We start from the raw sequence: 17256 nt of genomic DNA, 5'->3' as shown, positions 1-17256 counted from the left end.
AGATTGCCCATAACGGGACGAAAAGATAGCAATAGATTTGCTTCTACTTTTCCCTTCGGCAGTACTAACTGCATCAGGTTCAAAGGGTATATCTCAGCGCAAGGCACCCCTAAAGTTTTTTGTAAAGCTATGTTATTTTTTGGAAAAACAAATAGGAGAATCCTAAGTAAATTATCTATGCTACTTCTATCTGTATGCTTCAGCTATGGTTGAACCCTTCTTCTGCCGTGCTTCTAGGATGCATCTGAGGTATTTCAAATCATCCTCGAAGAATCCTCGAAGCAGCGTAAAGGAAGCACCAGGGAACGGGTGTGTTTAATTTTCAATATTGCACATATAGAAATAATCTGATCAACTTGCTAAATAGTTTTTTCAGCTCCAATTTGAATTGTTTACATTTGTAGCCTATTAATTACGACTAGCTGCATTTTAGGGTGATTAATTTTATTTTTTTTCATCTCAAATTAATGATTTCAAATAGTAAACATCGGTTTTTCTTAAGCCTTTTCTTTTTCATTTCAGGATTTAGCTTTGCTACCTGGGCCTCAAGAATTCCCACGATTAAAACCGCTTTTGGATTTAATGAAGCAGAATTAGGAAGTATTCTATTGGCAATGCCGGTCGGTTCTTTAATCGGGCTACCTATTTCAGGGTGGTTAGTTTCCAAATACAATAGTCGTGTACCGTTAACAGTTGGCTATGCATTAAATGCGCTTTCACTGGCGCTGATAGGAATTGCACACAATACATTTAGTCTTGTTTTTGCAATTTGTGTATTCGCTTTTACTACCAGAATATTTAATATTTCAGTAAATACGCAAACACTAACACTACAAAAGAGATTTGAGAAAAAGATAATAGGATCATTCCATGGATTTTGGAGTATAGGAGGGATAGCAGGAATTGCCTTGTCTACACTTTTACTGACCTTAAATGTTACGCTGGCAGTACACTTTTCTATAGTTGCCGTGTTGATGTTACTGGTAACCTTATACTCATACCAGTTTTTATTAAAAGGAGATAAGTCCGAAACGGGTAACAAGTTGATTTTGAGTAAGCCAGACCCGTATATCTTTTACCTTGGTATAGTTGTGTTTTTATGCGCAATATGCGAAGGAGGGATGTTCGACTGGAGTGGGATTTACTTTCAGGAAGTATTAAATGCGCCGATATTTACTTATGGATACCTGATCTTTATGACATTTATGGCAACATCCAGATTCTTGTCTGATATTATCATCGTAAGATTTGGTATGCCAAAAACATATATCATGAGTGCTGTTTTTATTGTATCAGGAATTTCCCTCGCCATTATCTTTCCAACATTCTGGACAGCTATGATTGGTTTTTCATTAGTAGGCTTTGGAACAGCGTCAATAATACCAATGTCGTATGCGCTGGCAGGTGCTTCAAAGAAGTACTCACCGGGGATGGCCATATCCATTATAGCTACTTATTCGATAACCGGAATGTTGTTAGGACCTCCATTAATTGGATATCTGGCTCATGCGTTTAATTTAAGAGTATCCTTTGTAATCTTCGGATTATGTGGACTATTATTAGTTCCCATTACCAAAATGTTTTTTAAACACCAAAGGATAGCTCTAGATATTAAACCATAAATTAAGCCTTTTGAATGGCGTCATTTGCATCATCAGCAGTGTTTTTGATTGCTGATTTCGCTTTTTCTAATTCAGTATCTCTAAATTCTTTAAACTCTTGAGATACTGAGTTCACCTTAGTCTTAACGTTGTCTACAACCTGATTTTTTAGTCCTCCAAGACTTTGTTTTCCATTATTGATATTATCCTTAATGGAATGGAAACCATCTTTTACATTATCTGCAAGGTCTAGCGCTTTATCAGATATTCTTTCTCTTGTTCTTTTTCCACTGTCAGGAGCAAATAGTACTCCTATAACAGCACCTACCGCTAAACCAGCTAATAATCCAACTATTGCTCCAGATTTGTCAGTTGGCATAGTCGGGAAATTGGACAAACGGCTAGATATTAATTTTTTATAATTCATAATAGATGTTTTTTACTTAATCACTAACACATTTCGTACCAGATTGTTTTAAGCTTTTTGCCTTAAAGCTTCCGTCATGCTGAATTTATTTCAGCATCTCGCGCCAGCAAGGTTTCCTTTCTCTTGAGAGATCCTGAAACAAGTTCAGGATGACGATTCGCATTATATTACCACAGTCGCTTTAAAAGCACCCTATCTAGTAATTTATTATATTTAGGATAAATATGAAAAGATTCTGTTTCTCCCTGATTTTATTCCTTGTCATTAATTTAGGTGCAATCAGGTCTCAGTCTATTAATCCCGATAGTACAGAACAAGTTTTTACGGAGTTGATAAAACTTAAGAAGCAACTTGTTTTGCAGGCGAAAACTGCTACGGATGCGGTACCTGTAATTAGTCGTATGCTTGAGCTTGGAATGTGGGAAACAGCTGATAGTTTGATTAAATATTCAAGTCATAATAGCATAGATTACCAGTTACTTAAATGCAATTACCTAATCTTAAATAATAAATACAAAGAGGCTGAAATTATAATGTCTCAGGTACTAAAACAAGAACGGAAAAATGAAAAAGCACTCCTCATAAAAGGCTTTTTGGAGATACAGGCATGGCGTTTAGTAAAGGCTGAAAATACAGCAAAGCAAGTGCTTCAAAGTAATCCGGATAGCGAAGATGCAGCACTTTTACTTGGCAGGGTTAAGCTGCTTAAAAAGGAATACGAAACGGCTTTGCAGATTGCAAAAGAGATACAGCAGAGAAATCCAAAAAGTGCTAAAGCCTATCTGTTGGAAGCCGATGTTTATTTTTGGGATCAGCATCCTGAAAAGGCCGAACAACTGTTAATTAAATCACTTGAATTGGATCCTTTCAATGCAGATGCAAGATTCAGTTACGGTTATGCAATATGGAGAAGGGTAGATGCAACACAGTTAAATGCCATGGCTGCCCAGTGGGAACTGGCACTGGCAATTAATCCGCTTCATTATCAAACTCACTGGCATTGGGGCAATGGGCATACCAATTTAACCTATGCAGATTATGCAGAAGCCAATGATGAAGAGGTGAGAAAAGCACTTTTAAGGGCCGATCAGCGAATAAAAAGCAATGATGTGCAAGGCGCAATAGAGATTACCAGGGCGGTAGAAAATCAATACAGCAATTCTGTTTTGCCGTTAATGCACAGGGCATCGATTTATTATAGCGCATTTGATCTGGATAGAGGCATGCGGCTCGACTCTGCCGAGCATATTTTTAAATCTATTTTGCTTAGAAAAAAGCACTATGGTCCGGCCCACAATGGCTTGTCGGCAGTTATTAAATCGAAAAGGATTCCATATCTTGATGCCTTCGACGCCATCACTAAAGCGCTGGATAATACCAAAATCAGGGATATGAAGAATTTTACCAAAGTGTTTTCTGATGTAAGCTATTATCCGGGAGAAACTGCAAAAGCAATGGTTTGGAACCAGCTATATTCATCAGTAGTTTACTTTCCTTTTTTATCTAAACAAGGCAATACTTTTAAAATACCTCCATTGCATCAGGATTTAGCGGTTACTATGGACGCTCCGGCTTTTAGGTACATGACTACATTTGATAACAGGCAGTGGATGGATATAAGAGGCGTAGGGAGTGGAGCCGCAGGGATAGAATATGTAGAGCGTGGGGCTTTTATGGAGCGAAATGTGGTGTTGCATGAGTATGTGCATTTGTTTCATGGGGCCGTATTAACCGATGCTGAAAACAGGAAAATAAGAGCGCTATACTACGATGCGATGAAACAAAAGCGTACGCTCGATTATTACTCCCAAAACAATGAAAGCGAGTATTTTGCGCAGACTTATCCGGCGTATTTTGAGCCAGTAAAAGTACACCCACTTGATTTTAAATCTATGAATACAAGCGCCGATTTAAAATCAAAGGATCCTGATATGTATAGTTTTCTGGATAAATTGGTTTCAAAGGAAAAGGCCTATTTGGCTGGCGATAAAAAAGCTATGGCCAGCAATTGGGCTGAGGTTTATGTGAACCTGGCAAGTCGGGCAGGTAATTCAAAACTTGCAGTGGCCTATCTGGATACAGCTTTGACTTATGATGCTAAGTATCTTCCGGCATTTCTTAGTATTGCCCACCTCAAAATCTATAACAAAGATTTTAGCGGAGCTGAGCAATGGCTGGTAAAAGCTAAAAGTATTGATATCGTTTATGCACCTATTTATGCAATGTATGCAGATCTGGTTGCAGCTAAATATGCTGCACGACAAATCAATCAGGAAGAATCTGTTAAACAGCAGGCAGGTTATTTGCAGCAATCTATTACTCTTGAAGACGATTATCAGGAGCTGGCAAAGGATAATTTGTTGCTTAGGGAGATGTACAGGAAAAACGCTAAGTTAAAAGAAGCGATTGAGGCGGCCGATCTGTATATTAAAACAGGAGCCACGGTGTCTACCTATTTAAGAGATAGAATAGATGATGCTATTGCATTTTCTGCATTTTTAAGGGCAACGTTGGGTGATACACAGCAAGTTGCTGTTTTGAAAAAGCTGGTTGAGCAGAAACCTCAGAATTTTGAACTTAGAAATATGTACGCCGATGCTTTGGCCGAAAACAAGCAATACAAACCAGCTATTGCTACATTAAAAGAAGCCCAAAGGATTTTGACCGCTTCAGGAAATGGAAGACCAGATTATAATTTAAGGATAGCAGAATTCTACAATGAATTGAAATACAAGGATAGTACTGATTTTTATTTGCAACCATTTTTATCGGGTAAGTTATATGTAAAAGGGCCTGATCAGTTAAGGTACATAAGGCTGTTGGTTCAAAAAGGCTATAAAATAAAGGCATCAGAGCTATTAAAAAAGGCTAACAGATCTGGTGACAATATTTATGCTTCAGATTATTTATACACTTCTGCAAAATTGCTGCAAGCTAATCGCCGCAAAACGGAAAGTATGGCGTTGTATGAAAAGGCAATTCAATTAAACCCATATCATTTTGCTGCCTATCAAGAATTAATTGATTACGCTAAAGCTAAAAAACAAGTTAAGAGGATCAGTGAGTTACAGTTAAAAATGAAAAAAAATAACCTTAGGTAAGTCAAAATTAAAGGTGAAATTTTTTTACTAAAAATAGACTAATTAACCTATTTTATTATCTACTTTTGTAGTGTGTATTTTTTACACTAACCTATAGTAGATTATGAAGAAAAGTTTGCTTGCTTTAACCCTTGGAGGCCTTGGAATCGGGATCACAGAATTTGTGATGATGGGCCTATTGCCAGACATCGCGAAAGATTTACATATTACCATCCCTCAGGCCGGGCATCTTATTTCTGCTTATGCTTTAGGAGTTGTAATTGGCGCACCTTTATTAGTAGTTATTGCGGGGAGCTATCCTCCCAAAAAAATACTAATGGTTTTAATGCTCATGTTTACAGGTTTTAATGCCTTTTCGGCATTTGCACCAGACTATAATACCATGTTTGCCGCTCGTTTGCTGGCAGGTTTACCACACGGAGCATTCTTTGGAGTAGGTTCTGTGGTAGCAAGCAGAATAGCAGAAAAGGGTAAGGAAGCGCAATCTGTGTCGCTAATGTTTGCCGGATTAACTATAGCAAACGTAATAGGGGTGCCTCTGGGTACTTATATTGGCCATAACTACTCATGGAGGTACACTTTTGTAATCATTGTTATTGTAGGTATAGTTACTTTATTGAGTTTAAAATCATGGATGCCAGCACTTCCAGCTACTAAAAATCGTGATTTGGGTAAAGAGCTTAACTTCTTTAAACTTCCTGAATCATGGTTAATCATTTTAATGATTGCAATTGGTACAGGTGGGTTATTTTCGTGGTATAGCTACATTGCTCCATTGCTTACCGAAGTTTCAGGATTCTCTGCCAATTCAATCACGTATATCTTGGTTGTAGCAGGATTAGGGATGTTGGTAGGTAACTTTATTGGAGGTAAACTGGCTGATAAAATATCGCCTGCAAAGGCAACTATAACCTTACTGATTGCAATGTCAATTAGCCTTTTAATTGTACATTATGTATCAGGAAACCAGGTGTTAGCTGTAATAATGACATTTGTGACTGGTGCAATTGCTTTTGCAGCGGCATCACCAATTCAGATGCTGATGATCAATACTGCCAAAGGTTCAGAAATGCTCGCTGCTTCTGTTAGTCAGGCCAGCTTTAACATAGGTAATGCGCTTGGTGCATTTTTAGGCGGTTTGCCACTTGCCGCAGGTTATGATTATACTTCTCCGGTTTCTGTGGGTTCAATAATGGCTTTAACAGGTGCTGCGTTTGCATGGGTACTTATTGCAAGAAGCAGAAGAGTTGCTAAACTGAATTACGCATAAAAGTTCTAGCTTAGTGTCGTGAAAGACATTATCCCAGTCCATAAACTCTATGAGCGCTCTTCGGCGGGAATGGAGGTTATTTATTTTGACAACGTTCAAGAACGTGCTTCGATTTTAAGCGCACACCGCGACGATCATTATATTTTTTTATATCAGGAAAAGGGAGAAAGCAATTTCATGCTTGATTTTAAGTCTCTTTTGGTTAATGACCGTGCCATACTATATGTACTACCAGGGCAGGTGCATCACAGCATAAATAGTAAAAATGTTTCGGGTTGGTTTTTGGCAATTGATACCCTATTGGTTAATGAAGAGTACAGAACTGTTTTTGAACAGTACATTATAAGCAATGGACCCATATCACTGGATGATGCTAAAGCAGAAAAATTTAAGCAATGCCTGAAATTGCTTCATGAAAGGTTTTTGCTTATTGAAGAGCCGTTGAGCAGGGCAATAGCCCATTCTCTTGCACAATCTTATATCGGTATGGTTGCCGAAGCTTATCTTTCACAAACTCAATTTGGGCAAAAGCAAAATACCAGACCGGTGCAAATCAATAGTCAATTCAGGAGTTTGCTGCTGGCAAATTTTAAAACGATTAAAGGCCCTTCTGAATACGCAGAGAAATTAAATATTTCCCTTACTTATTTAAATGAAGTGGTTAAAGGGCTCACAGGCTTTCCGGTTAGTTACTGGATTCATAATGAGATTGTACTCGAAGCAAAGCGGTTGCTATATTATACCGATCTAACGGTAAAAGAAATCTCATTTGAATTGGGATTCTCAGATCATACTTATTTTTCCAGATTGTTTACTAAGTTTGCCGGCACTTCTGCCGGAGCCTTTAGGGCTATATACCGCAAATAGTCCAATACTTACCTTTCTTTCTTCATTGCAAAGTGAACGTTTTTAATGTTGTTTTGTAACATCAAAACAAGGAATTATGAATTTAATAAAAAGAAAGGCGCTTGTAATATTTGAAAAACAATTTGGCAAAACAGGACATGTTCTGGATGTTCGTGCATGGAATCCTTCAACGTTTTATGAAATAGATCTGCACTTGCCAGGGGTAGATATGAGCAAGTGGCAAAGCGTACAGCACATGAAATGTAAGGTTTCCGATGGGGTTTACAGAGACTATACACCTGCGCATTGGGATGAGGATACACAAACCTGTACATTGTATGTTGATGCAGCACACGACGGTAGCGGAAGTAAATGGGCTGCCAGCTTAAAACCAAAGGACGAGATAATGTATCTTGGAATTTCAAGTACTTTTACAAAGCCAGTTCCTTCTGCTTCGTTAACCTGCCTTGGCGATAGTTCTGCAATAGGGCATTTTTTGGCTTTAGAGCAATTGGCTGGTAAGGGAAATGTATCTGGAGCTGTAGTAATCAAGGAAGAAGAACACCGTAAAGCATTTATGTCGTACTTCGATTCTACATTGGAGGCTATCCCTCAAAAAGTGAGTAGCAATATCAATAATTTGCAGGAATGGTTACAGGAACAAAATCTTGATGGTGGCGCGGTATACTTAGCCGGCAATGTTCCTATGGTTGTTGAGCTCAGAAAAATAATTAAAGCATTACCAGGTTTTAATGGACGTGTTAAAGTTCAGGGTTTTTGGTGGTAAAATTTTATCTTTGCCATCAGGAATAAAGAAGGAATAATGAGTAGTGCACCGCTGGAAAGAATCCAAAACGAAATAGAGCCATTAAGGCAGCAGATAATCAATCATAAAGTTTATTCAGTTATCAATGATCTTGAAGATCTGAGGATCTTTATGCAATACCATGTGTACGCAGTTTGGGATTTCATGTCGCTGTTAAAATCGCTTCAAATTAACCTTACCTGTACCACTATTCCCTGGTTTCCGGTTGGATCGGCAAACAACAGGTATTTAATTAATGAGATCGTTGCCGGAGAAGAATCTGATGTGGATAGTAAAGGTGAAAGGAAAAGTCACTTTGAAATGTACCTTGAGGCAATGCAGCAATGCGGAGCAGATATCAATCAGATTGATCAGTTTGTAAACGCATTGAAAACAACAGGTGATTTGAATAAGGCTTATGAGTTGTCTGATACTCCAGATGAGGCACGAAGCTTTGTGAACTTTACTTTTAAAATTATCAACAGCAATCAGCCGCATTTGCAGGCAAGCACGTTTACGTTTGGCAGAGAAGATTTGATACCTAATATGTTCCTGACTATAGTAAACGACCTGAACAAGAAATTCCCTGATCAGATCTCTTTATTTAAGTACTATCTGGATAGGCACATCGAGGTGGATGGAGATCATCATAGTCACCTTGCGCTAGAAATGACTTCAGATCTATGCGGTAACAGCGATGAATACTGGAAGGCCGCAGAACAAGCTACAATAGAATCGCTTAAAAAGCGGATTGAACTATGGGATGGCGCTTACAACAAAATTGTATTCGCCACTACAACAGCATAAATTATTTCATCAGATCAAAGAATTTTGGTAAATCCTTTTCATTGCTTGAATAAAACGTCAGTTTTTTAGCTGTGTCGTAAAGGTATAGCGATGGATATTGTTTAGGGTGAAACAAGGGAATAAACACATGATCGCGATCTTGTAGTATCGTAACATTCTTTAGTGCCTGTAATGGCTTACCATAATTGGTAAAAAAGTAATCTATAGAACGTTGCTCATCCTGAGTAATCATATAAATATTAACGTTCTTTAGCTCTTTAGTTCTTTTAGACATGTTTGCAGCCGTTCTTTGGCAGTGTTCGCAAGTAGCGTCAAAGAACATCAATAAAGCTTTTTTCCCTTTTGCTATCTGACTTGTAGAATAAGCATTGCCATCAGTTTTATAGAAAACCGCAGTAGGCAACACACTACCCGGCAAAAGCGCCTGGCTAAAAGCAATTGTAGAAAATGCACAAAGGATTAAAGAGAATATTATTTTTTTCATAGAATGTTCTTAATAAAAGAAAGCGCTAATATCATATTCTTTATAATAATTATCGTCATTTAAAACCTAATTTTTACAATAGAACATTGGGCTGTGGATAAGGACTGTTGCCCTAAGTACTTGCAAATGGCTGGTTTGTGCAACAATAAGATGATAAAAGGTTAGCCTTAATTGTATATAAAAACTTTTCTCTAAGTTTGTTTACATACAAATGAGCAAGGAATGAAAGTTGAAAGTTTAGAGCCAGCATCGCTTTGGAATAATTTTATCAGTTTAAATGCAATACCCCGTGCATCAAAGAAGGAGCAAAGGGTAATACAGTTTATGGTTGACTTTGGTAAAAACCTTGGACTACAAACAATTCAGGATCGTACTGGAAATGTAATTATAAAGAAGCCGGCAACCACTGGTATGGAAAGCAGACAAACTGTAATTCTGCAGTCGCATCTTGATATGGTTCATCAAAAGAATGGCGATACAATCTTTAATTTTGATACTCAGGGGATAGAAATGTATGTAGATGGCGATTGGGTTAAAGCTAAGGGTACTACCCTGGGCGCCGATAACGGTATTGGCGTTGCCACCATTATGAGCATTTTAGCTTCATCAGATATTGCTCATCCTTCTATTGAAGCTTTATTTACAATAGATGAAGAAACCGGGATGACGGGGGCAAAGGAGCTTGATCCGTCTAATCTCTCAGGAACTATTTTGCTGAACCTTGATACAGAAGAAGATGATGAGCTTACCATCGGCTGTGCCGGCGGTATAGATACAAATACGATATATACTTATAAACAAAAACAGGTTGCAGACAGCAGCATTGCTTTTGAGATCTCTATAAAAGGTTTACTAGGCGGCCACTCCGGTATGGATATCCATAAAGGCAGGGCCAACGCGAATAAATTGATGAACCGGTTACTTTATGAGGCAAATAAGGAACTTGGTATTCAGTTGAGTTCGGTAGATGGCGGAAGCCTAAGAAATGCCATTCCAAGAGAATCTAAAGCTGTGGTTGTGGTAACACCTGCTCAAAAAGAAAAGTTTAATTCCTTTATAAAAAGTTTTACAGCTATTGTTGAGGCAGAATTTCATGCCATAGAACCTTCTTTATTGATTTCTGCCGTTGAAACCCAATTGCCTAAGTTTGCAATGGACGAAGCAGATTTTACCAAGATCGTGAATGCAGTTTACTCTCTTCCAAACGGTGTTTTTAGGATGAGCCCTGATATTGCTGACCTGGTGGAAGCCTCTTCTAACCTGGCCAGAGTGATTATTGGAAACGGAGAGTTTGTGACCCAATCATTGCAACGCAGTAGTGTTGAAAGCACTAAACGAGATGTTGCAATTGCCGTTGGTGCATCTCTGGAAATTATTGGATGCGATGTTTCACGCAGTGGCGATTATCCGGGTTGGAAACCTAATCCCGATTCCAGTATTTTAGAATTGATGGCTGATCTATATAGATCCAGTTTTAATTCCGAACCTAATGTTAATGCCTGCCACGCTGGTTTAGAGTGCGGTATTTTGGGTGGCCACCTGCCGGGAATGGATATGATCTCCTTTGGACCAACAATTCATGGTGCACATTCGCCCGATGAAAAGGTACAGGTATCTTCAGTACAAAAATTCTGGGGCTATTTGCTAAAAGTACTTCAACAAATTCCACTTAAAAATAACTAAATACTATTCTACGTTTGTTCCTATTATGAAAGTTTACATATACGCATTTTTAATCCTTATTGTATTTTCTTTATACCAATGTCAGAGTTATAAAAAGGTTTCTACAACAAAAGCTACTTCCGATAAACCCATCGACTTTAACACATCACCGGTGGTTCCTGCTGATGAATCCATAAGTAAAATGGTTATAGAAGATGGTTTTGAGGTAGAACTTATTGCAGCCGAGCCAATAGTAACAACACCTGTGGCAATGAGCTTTGATCAGAAAGGGCGTATGTGGGTAGTAGAAATGAATGGATATATGCCTGATACATTGGGTACCGGAGAAGATAAGCCATCGGGTAAGATCATTATTCTGGAAGATAAAAATAAAGATGGTGTTGCAGACGAGCGTAAACTAGTAATCGACTCATTGGTGCTGCCAAGGGCAATTTGTTTAATTGAAGATGGTATTCTGGTGGCTGAACCGCCAAACTTATGGTACTATGAACTTAAAAATGATAAGCCAGTAAAAAGGACGCTTGTCGATAGTAAATACGCGGTAGATGGTAATGTGGAGCATCAGCCAAATGGCTTGTTAAGAGCCCTTGACAATTGGATTTACAATGCAAAATCAAGTAAACGATATAGAAAACAAGGCGATAAATGGTTGATTGAGGATACTCATTTTAGAGGTCAGTGGGGAGTAAGTCAGGATAATTATGGCAGGTTATACTATAATGATAATTCGACGAACTTGTTGGGCGATTATTTTAGTCCCGGTTTTGGTGCCTCAAATAAAAATCAAAGAGGAGTGGATGGCTTTTCTGAAAGAACAGTACCAAACAACCGTGTATATCCAATTAGACCAACCCCGGGCGTAAACAGAGGTTATTCTCCAGGAACATTAGATGACAGCTTAAGATTAAGAAACTTTACAGCAGCTTGCGGTCCGTTGATTTACCGGGGAGATCTGTTTGGCAGTGCTTATGATTTTAATGCTTTTGTAGCAGAACCCTCGGCTAACTTAATTAAGAGGAATATTTTAAAAGAAACCGGATATGTAGTAAAAGGGGAGCAGGCATATAAAGATAAGGAGTTCCTGGCCAGTGTTGATGAAAGATTCAGACCGGTTAGCTTATACAATGGCCCTGATGGGGCATTATATGTTGTAGACATGTATAGAGGCATTATTCAGCATAAAACCTATGTTACGCCATATTTATCAGGTCAGATTAAAGCGAGAAACCTCACATTGCCATTGGCATGTGGCCGAATCTATAAAATTGTTCCAAAAGGTAAAAAGGCCGTTGCTACAAGCATTCCTAATGATCCTGAAAAATTGATAGCATTATTGGGAAGTACTAACGGTTATTTACGGGATATGGCTCAGCAAACGCTGATAGATGGAAAATACAAGCAAGCAATCCCTCATTTAAAAGCAGTTTTAAAACAAACGACAAATCCATTACAGGTGATTCATGCGTTATGGACGTTGGAAGGGCTTAATGCATTAGAAACAAATGAAGTGCTGGCCTTATTGAAAAGTACAGAATGGCCAATCCGTATGCAGGCGTTAACAGTGCTGCCGTCGGTAATTAACTCATCGTCTTATGCTAGCTATGTGAAAGCATTAGATGAATTAGTTGATAGTAACGACGAATTGGCTGCTCCTTATGTGGCATTTGTATCAAAATATATTAAACCATTTAATGAACAAGCCGCTGATAACATGTTGGTAAATCTGACTAAAAAGTATCCGAATAGCAGTTTTGTTTCTGATGCTGTGATCAGCAATTTAGCTTATCGCGAAGAGTCGTTTAAAGAAACAATAGCCAAGTTTGAACCCGATACCAATTTGAAAATAAATAAACAGTTACAGAAAGTAATTACCGCTTATAATAACACTAAAAAGAACCGTGATCCGGATGCGCTTGCCAAAGAATATCCAAAAGGATCGGCACTGTTCTTATCTACCTGTCAAACTTGCCATTCGCACGATGGTAATGGTATTGCCTCTTTAGCACCACCATTAAATAAGTCGCAATGGGTAAATGGCGATAAAAACACTTTAATTTCAATTGTTTTATTTGGATTAACCGGCCCGGTAAATGTTAATGGCCACGTATATGAAGCGCCAGAAATTGCTGGTGATATGCCTGGAATTGGTCATAGCGATGAAATTTCTGATGAAGATATTGCTCAGTTGTTAAGTTTTATTAGAAACTCGTGGCAAAACAATGCAGGTAAAATTGATGTTAAAGACGTAGTGAGTGTTCGTGAGAAACTTAAAAGCAGACAAAAAGCATTTACAGTTGCCGAATTAGAATCAAAAAACTGAAATTAGATTTATGAAAGTTATAATTGGATCAGATCATGCAGGTTTTGCATATAAAACCATATTAGTAAAAATGTTGCTTGATGAGGGATATGAAGTGATAGATAAGGGTACTCATACAAGTGCACCCAGCGATTATCCCGATCATGCTGCGCATGTAGCCCATGCTTTGTTAAATAAAGAAGGCGATAGAGGAATTTTAGTGTGCGGCAGTTCGGTAGGAGTTAGTGTAGCTGCAAATAAATTTAAGGGTATAAGAGCTGGTGTATGTCATGATACCTATTCAGCACACCAGTCTGTTGAGCACGACGATGTGAATGTTTTATGTATTGGAGAACGTGTTATTGGAATTGAGTTAGCTAAAGATATTGTTAGAGCGTTTCTCAAGGCTATCTTTTCTAATGAAGAACGACATGTTCAACGATTAGAAAAAATAGCCGCCATTGAGAGAGGAGAGATGTAGGGGTTATTGATTTGTAATGACTTGTCCGTCAAAAGCATGTTCTGTTCCAGATGGAGTAAGCATGCCTCTTGATATGATGGTATAAGTTTTGCCTTTCTTGATATCGATGTCTTTCAGTTCTTTTTTTACAGCACCGGATGCTTTATCCTTAATTTCGAAGGTGTAAATTTTAGCAGGAATCTCTACAAAATCACTTGCAGCTTTGTATGCTTTGTCGGTAGCTACTGCAACGCTATCTTTAAATGCAAGATTAAGCGCAGAAGCATCAGGCGATAAATTAATAAATCTTACAAATGCTTTTTCAGCGGCAGGAGCTTTAATGTTATCGTTAATAAGCAGATAATCAAGACTTGCTTGTTTGCCGATAAAGAATAAAGAATAGATTTTGCCGTTTTCGAACTTTAAACTCTCTGAAAGCAAGCTTTCTGTACTGCTTTCGGTTGTAAGTTTACCCGTATAGTCGCCTGGACTTAAGCGAAAATAAGATACCACGCCTCCAAAAGAAAGGGCACCTGAATTTACTTTACTCTGGTTCAGATAGAAATTATAAGTGGCTAATGTTGGCGAGGCGTTAGTAACACTTAACAGAGAAAGTTCTGGATCAGGTGCAGGATCATCGTTTTTGCAAGATTGCATTAGTAGGGTTAAAAGCAAGATGATTATAGCTACAATGCAGATTATAAATGAGTTTGAGTAAGCGCTTTTAGTAAAGGATTTAGTGGCCATAAGAATTGGTTTAGGGTTTATAGTTAACAATAGAGCATTGATGGTAAAAAACAGAGCCGGCTCATATTGAGCCGACCCTGAATCTAAATTAACGCTCTCAAACCACTAAACGAGGCTAGTTGATAAATCGCTACAGTAGGATTAAGAAAAAATGAAAATTATTCTTCTTTAAGTAGCATACTTGCCAAAGGTTCATCTCTGCTGTAAATATCTTTACGGAAATTTAACCGGTTATTTCGGTCAATAAAAGCTGTGAAATAGGCTATATAAACGGGAACTTTATTTTTTAGTGTAACGTATTGCTCTTTCCCTGAATTCATAGCCGTTTTTATTTTAGCTGCATCCCAGCCCTTGCTGTTTTTAAGTAGGAATGCTGCAAGTTTTGCAGGATCTTCTACACGGATACAACCATGACTAAACGCTCTGGACGACTCTCCGAACAGCGACTTTGAAGGAGTGTCGTGCAGGTAGATATCGTAACTGTTTGGGAACAGAAACTTTACAAGTCCTAAGGAGTTTTTAGGTCCGGGTTTTTGTCTGACTACAGGCAAACCGCCACTATAACCCGTTATTTCCATCTGATGGTTTTTAATGTAGTTTTTGTTGCGTCGCATATTGGGCAGAACTTCATTACGAACAATACTGGTAGGGACATTCCAATAAGGGCTGAATACTACATATTTCATATCACCCGAAAAAATAACTGTTTTGTGTATAGATTGGCCTACTACAACATTTCCACTCCATAATAAGCTGTCTGCATGGTAAACATGCAGTTTAAATTCAGGGATGTTTACACCAAGGTAATTGGAGTCAATTTGTACCGGCAACCATCGGCTACGCTCCATATTTACTAAAAGCTGTCTGATTCTCTTTTTTAACGGTGTATTGAGTTCTGTTAATGTGCCTGGCCCGATGGCACCATCTGAGGTCATGCCACTTCTTTCCTGAAACTGTTTTACGGCTAAAAGAAATTCATCGTTGTAATGAGTATCGGTAGTATCACCTTTAAAATCCTCCAACTTGAATAAGCGTGTTTTTATTTGAGCAATCACCTCTGAGGAATCTCCAGGTTTATAAGATTTTTTATCGGCCACTATCGGTTTCCATGGATCTTTTTGATCAAGCTCGCGATATTTAATAAGGAAGTTCTTCAAAAGATCATATTGTCTGTAAACGGGAGCCACTGTTGTACCTGCAAATTTGGCTGGGCTTTTAATCATACTATCCAGATAAGCATCGTATGCGATCTTTTTACGTGGAAGAAACCATTCAGAAGATTTGCTAATAGAGGCATCCATGCCTTCCCATGCTAATTTGGCAAAAACAAAATATTGGGCAGTAAGCATCAATTCTAGTTTGATATCTGGTTTTTTACTGGGCTTGGCGTAGATCATAGAATCCAATGCTGCTCTATATGGGATATCCTTATTGATTCCTTCATCTTTAAGATTTTTAACCCGATCGGTAAGGTTGCCTGCCTGTTCTATTAACCCATTTTTGTTATACCATGCAAAAGCAAAGTGCCTGTTGTTGTAGAATTTTTGGATTGATGCAGCGTATTCTTTGAGTAGTGGATGTGCAGCAATAAATGACTCAATTTGAAGGGTGTCAAAAAAAAGCTCCTGTTCAGAATTAAAGTTTCCAGGGATGGTTTTGTTCCAGTCTTTAATGGAACGTCTTTTTAATGAGTCTTTTGTGATTTTTGTTGCCTTCTTTTCAGATTGGTTGCAGCTATTTAAAGATAGCAGACCAAAAAGCAAAAAGGCTACAATAGGGAAGGGGCGTAACAAATTCATGCTTTAATTTTATTTAATAAATATCATGATTCCAAATTGATTTGAAAAGTAAAGCTGGGCTTAAATTAAGGATATGAACATCTTTTGGTGCTTTGTTTTTGTAAGTTGTTGTATTACAGTTCTTTTTCGATTTTGTGCTGTTCATAACTATGTTGAAAACCTGTTGGTAAGCTGTTAGTGAATTGTTAGAAAAATAAATCGGATTTTCCTTGTTTTCAATGGTTTAAGTGTGTAAATTAGATCTATCAATTACGAAGTACTTTGACAGTCTGAAGAAATTCCAAAAAGAACACTTAGCTTAAGGGCAAAAAGATTCTGGTAATTTCGATGATCAGTAAATAAAAACTCGAAGTTCAAAGGAGACAGAGAACACGAGATTTAAGATTACCGGAGCCCCAGCGCAAAGGTATGTAGACTGTGTCAGGACGGACGTATCTCAGATGATGAAGCCTACGGGATGATTTATAAAGAGATAACTTAGACGGGTTTCAAAGTTCGTGAGAACTAAGAATACTACGAAATGGTAAAGTAAAAGAAGAATTGATGCTTTTTTATGGCTACGGCGATAAAAAAGTGGAAACGGAGTACTCAAATCGAAAGAAGCGAGACTCCGTTTTCTTTTGTACAGGCTTTTTTTGCTTTCTTGTCTGCTTTTGGTGTTTCTCATTTGCACTTTAATAGTTGAGGTGTATTTTTTTAACGACCTTCCAATGACTCTGAACGACATTTTTTCGTTTGTAAGGCTTTTTGATGTAAGGTATCAGGCGATGGGGTATTATACCTAATGTTATGTATACTATATATAGTGTAGAATTTGATGTGATTACGCATATAGTATATATATAATGTGAGGAGTCGTTTTTGCCGGCCTTGTTTTACCTTTTGTGGTATTTTAAGATAAAGAATTAACCTGATTTTAACCTGCTG

14 protein-coding genes and 1 riboswitch are annotated in these 17256 nt (G+C 38.0%); of the genes, 9 read left to right on the top strand and 5 right to left on the bottom strand.

Going from position 1 to position 17256, the window contains the following annotated elements:
* Positions 1-33 precede the first annotated feature (33 nt).
* A riboswitch (TPP riboswitch) is annotated at positions 34-121 on the bottom strand.
* A gap of 346 nt (positions 122-467) precedes the next feature.
* Positions 468-1622: an MFS transporter gene (locus HQN86_RS07185; RefSeq protein WP_172660347.1), complete on the top strand. Its 1155-nt coding sequence runs from the start codon at positions 468-470 to the stop codon at positions 1620-1622.
* Between the two features lies 1 nt (position 1623).
* Here HQN86_RS07185 and HQN86_RS07180 read toward each other — a convergent pair whose 3' ends face one another.
* Positions 1624-2028, bottom strand: a complete 405-nt coding sequence (locus HQN86_RS07180; RefSeq protein WP_172660346.1) for a YtxH domain-containing protein — start codon at positions 2026-2028, stop codon at positions 1624-1626.
* Positions 2029-2252: 224 nt separating this feature from the next.
* Here HQN86_RS07180 and HQN86_RS07175 point away from each other — a divergent pair, with 224 nt between their 5' ends.
* From HQN86_RS07175 to HQN86_RS07155, 5 genes are all read left to right on the top strand, one after another.
* Positions 2253-5129 carry a tetratricopeptide repeat protein gene (locus HQN86_RS07175; RefSeq protein ID WP_172660345.1) on the top strand — a complete coding sequence of 959 codons (2877 nt, stop codon included), beginning with the start codon at positions 2253-2255 and terminating at the stop codon, positions 5127-5129.
* A gap of 103 nt (positions 5130-5232) precedes the next feature.
* Positions 5233-6399 (top strand): MFS transporter, encoded by a 1167-nt coding sequence (locus tag HQN86_RS07170; protein WP_172660344.1) that lies wholly within the window; start codon positions 5233-5235, stop codon positions 6397-6399.
* A gap of 18 nt (positions 6400-6417) precedes the next feature.
* Positions 6418-7266, top strand: a complete 849-nt coding sequence (locus HQN86_RS27060; RefSeq protein WP_172660343.1) for a helix-turn-helix domain-containing protein — start codon at positions 6418-6420, stop codon at positions 7264-7266.
* A gap of 76 nt (positions 7267-7342) precedes the next feature.
* Positions 7343-8032, top strand: a complete 690-nt coding sequence (locus HQN86_RS07160; protein WP_172660342.1) for an SIP domain-containing protein — start codon at positions 7343-7345, stop codon at positions 8030-8032.
* 36 nt (positions 8033-8068) lie between these two features.
* Positions 8069-8857 (top strand): DUF3050 domain-containing protein, encoded by a 789-nt coding sequence (locus HQN86_RS07155; RefSeq protein ID WP_172660341.1) that lies wholly within the window; start codon positions 8069-8071, stop codon positions 8855-8857.
* A gap of 1 nt (position 8858) precedes the next feature.
* On the opposite strand, the gene HQN86_RS07150 is transcribed toward HQN86_RS07155, so the two are convergent.
* On the bottom strand, positions 8859-9341 hold the full coding sequence (locus HQN86_RS07150) for a peroxiredoxin family protein (RefSeq protein WP_172660340.1): 483 nt from the start codon (positions 9339-9341) through the stop codon (positions 8859-8861).
* A 222-nt stretch (positions 9342-9563) separates the two neighbouring features.
* Between HQN86_RS07150 and HQN86_RS07145 the strand changes: the two genes are divergently transcribed.
* Genes HQN86_RS07145 through rpiB form a run of 3 tightly spaced genes read left to right on the top strand, consistent with a single transcriptional unit; the run spans position 9564 to position 13804 of the window.
* Positions 9564-11024, top strand: coding sequence for an aminoacyl-histidine dipeptidase (locus HQN86_RS07145; RefSeq protein ID WP_172660339.1), 1461 nt, complete (start codon positions 9564-9566; stop codon positions 11022-11024).
* A gap of 25 nt (positions 11025-11049) precedes the next feature.
* Entirely contained in the window at positions 11050-13344 is a 2295-nt protein-coding gene (locus HQN86_RS07140) for a DUF7133 domain-containing protein (RefSeq protein ID WP_172660338.1), read from the top strand.
* A gap of 10 nt (positions 13345-13354) precedes the next feature.
* Positions 13355-13804, top strand: a complete 450-nt coding sequence (gene rpiB / locus HQN86_RS07135) for a ribose 5-phosphate isomerase B (RefSeq protein WP_172660337.1) — start codon at positions 13355-13357, stop codon at positions 13802-13804.
* A gap of 3 nt (positions 13805-13807) precedes the next feature.
* Here rpiB and HQN86_RS07130 read toward each other — a convergent pair whose 3' ends face one another.
* From HQN86_RS07130 to HQN86_RS26700, 3 genes are all read right to left on the bottom strand, one after another.
* The gene (locus HQN86_RS07130) at positions 13808-14530 is read right to left on the bottom strand and encodes a DUF4397 domain-containing protein (RefSeq protein ID WP_172660336.1); all 723 of its coding nucleotides are present in this window, start codon (positions 14528-14530) and stop codon (positions 13808-13810) included.
* 158 nt (positions 14531-14688) lie between these two features.
* Positions 14689-16329, bottom strand: coding sequence for a L,D-transpeptidase family protein (locus tag HQN86_RS07125; RefSeq protein WP_172660335.1), 1641 nt, complete (start codon positions 16327-16329; stop codon positions 14689-14691).
* A 696-nt stretch (positions 16330-17025) separates the two neighbouring features.
* Positions 17026-17256 (bottom strand): hypothetical protein (locus tag HQN86_RS26700; protein ID WP_216854352.1); only part of this gene is annotated, 231 nt, incomplete at its 5' end.

The organism is Pedobacter panaciterrae, from assembly GCF_013204795.1.
Taxonomy (GTDB): domain Bacteria; phylum Bacteroidota; class Bacteroidia; order Sphingobacteriales; family Sphingobacteriaceae; genus Pedobacter; species Pedobacter panaciterrae.
Note: the sequence above shows the minus strand (reverse complement) of the source record. Positions and strands in the feature narration are given on the sequence as shown.

Bases quoted from the DNA above. Each gene is read 5' to 3' on its own strand.
- HQN86_RS07185 (WP_172660347.1), top strand. From the start codon at position 468: ATGATTTCAAATAGTAAACATCGGTTTTTCTTAAGCCTTTTCTTTTTC.
- HQN86_RS07180 (WP_172660346.1), bottom strand. From the start codon at position 2,028: ATGAATTATAAAAAATTAATATCTAGCCGTTTGTCCAATTTCCCGACT.
- HQN86_RS07175 (WP_172660345.1), top strand. From the start codon at position 2,253: ATGAAAAGATTCTGTTTCTCCCTGATTTTATTCCTTGTCATTAATTTA.
- HQN86_RS07170 (WP_172660344.1), top strand. From the start codon at position 5,233: ATGAAGAAAAGTTTGCTTGCTTTAACCCTTGGAGGCCTTGGAATCGGG.
- HQN86_RS07160 (WP_172660342.1), top strand. From the start codon at position 7,343: ATGAATTTAATAAAAAGAAAGGCGCTTGTAATATTTGAAAAACAATTT.
- HQN86_RS07155 (WP_172660341.1), top strand. From the start codon at position 8,069: ATGAGTAGTGCACCGCTGGAAAGAATCCAAAACGAAATAGAGCCATTA.
- HQN86_RS07150 (WP_172660340.1), bottom strand. From the start codon at position 9,341: ATGAAAAAAATAATATTCTCTTTAATCCTTTGTGCATTTTCTACAATT.
- HQN86_RS07145 (WP_172660339.1), top strand. From the start codon at position 9,564: ATGAAAGTTGAAAGTTTAGAGCCAGCATCGCTTTGGAATAATTTTATC.
- HQN86_RS07140 (WP_172660338.1), top strand. From the start codon at position 11,050: ATGAAAGTTTACATATACGCATTTTTAATCCTTATTGTATTTTCTTTA.
- rpiB (WP_172660337.1), top strand. From the start codon at position 13,355: ATGAAAGTTATAATTGGATCAGATCATGCAGGTTTTGCATATAAAACC.
- HQN86_RS07130 (WP_172660336.1), bottom strand. From the start codon at position 14,530: ATGGCCACTAAATCCTTTACTAAAAGCGCTTACTCAAACTCATTTATA.
- HQN86_RS07125 (WP_172660335.1), bottom strand. From the start codon at position 16,329: ATGAATTTGTTACGCCCCTTCCCTATTGTAGCCTTTTTGCTTTTTGGT.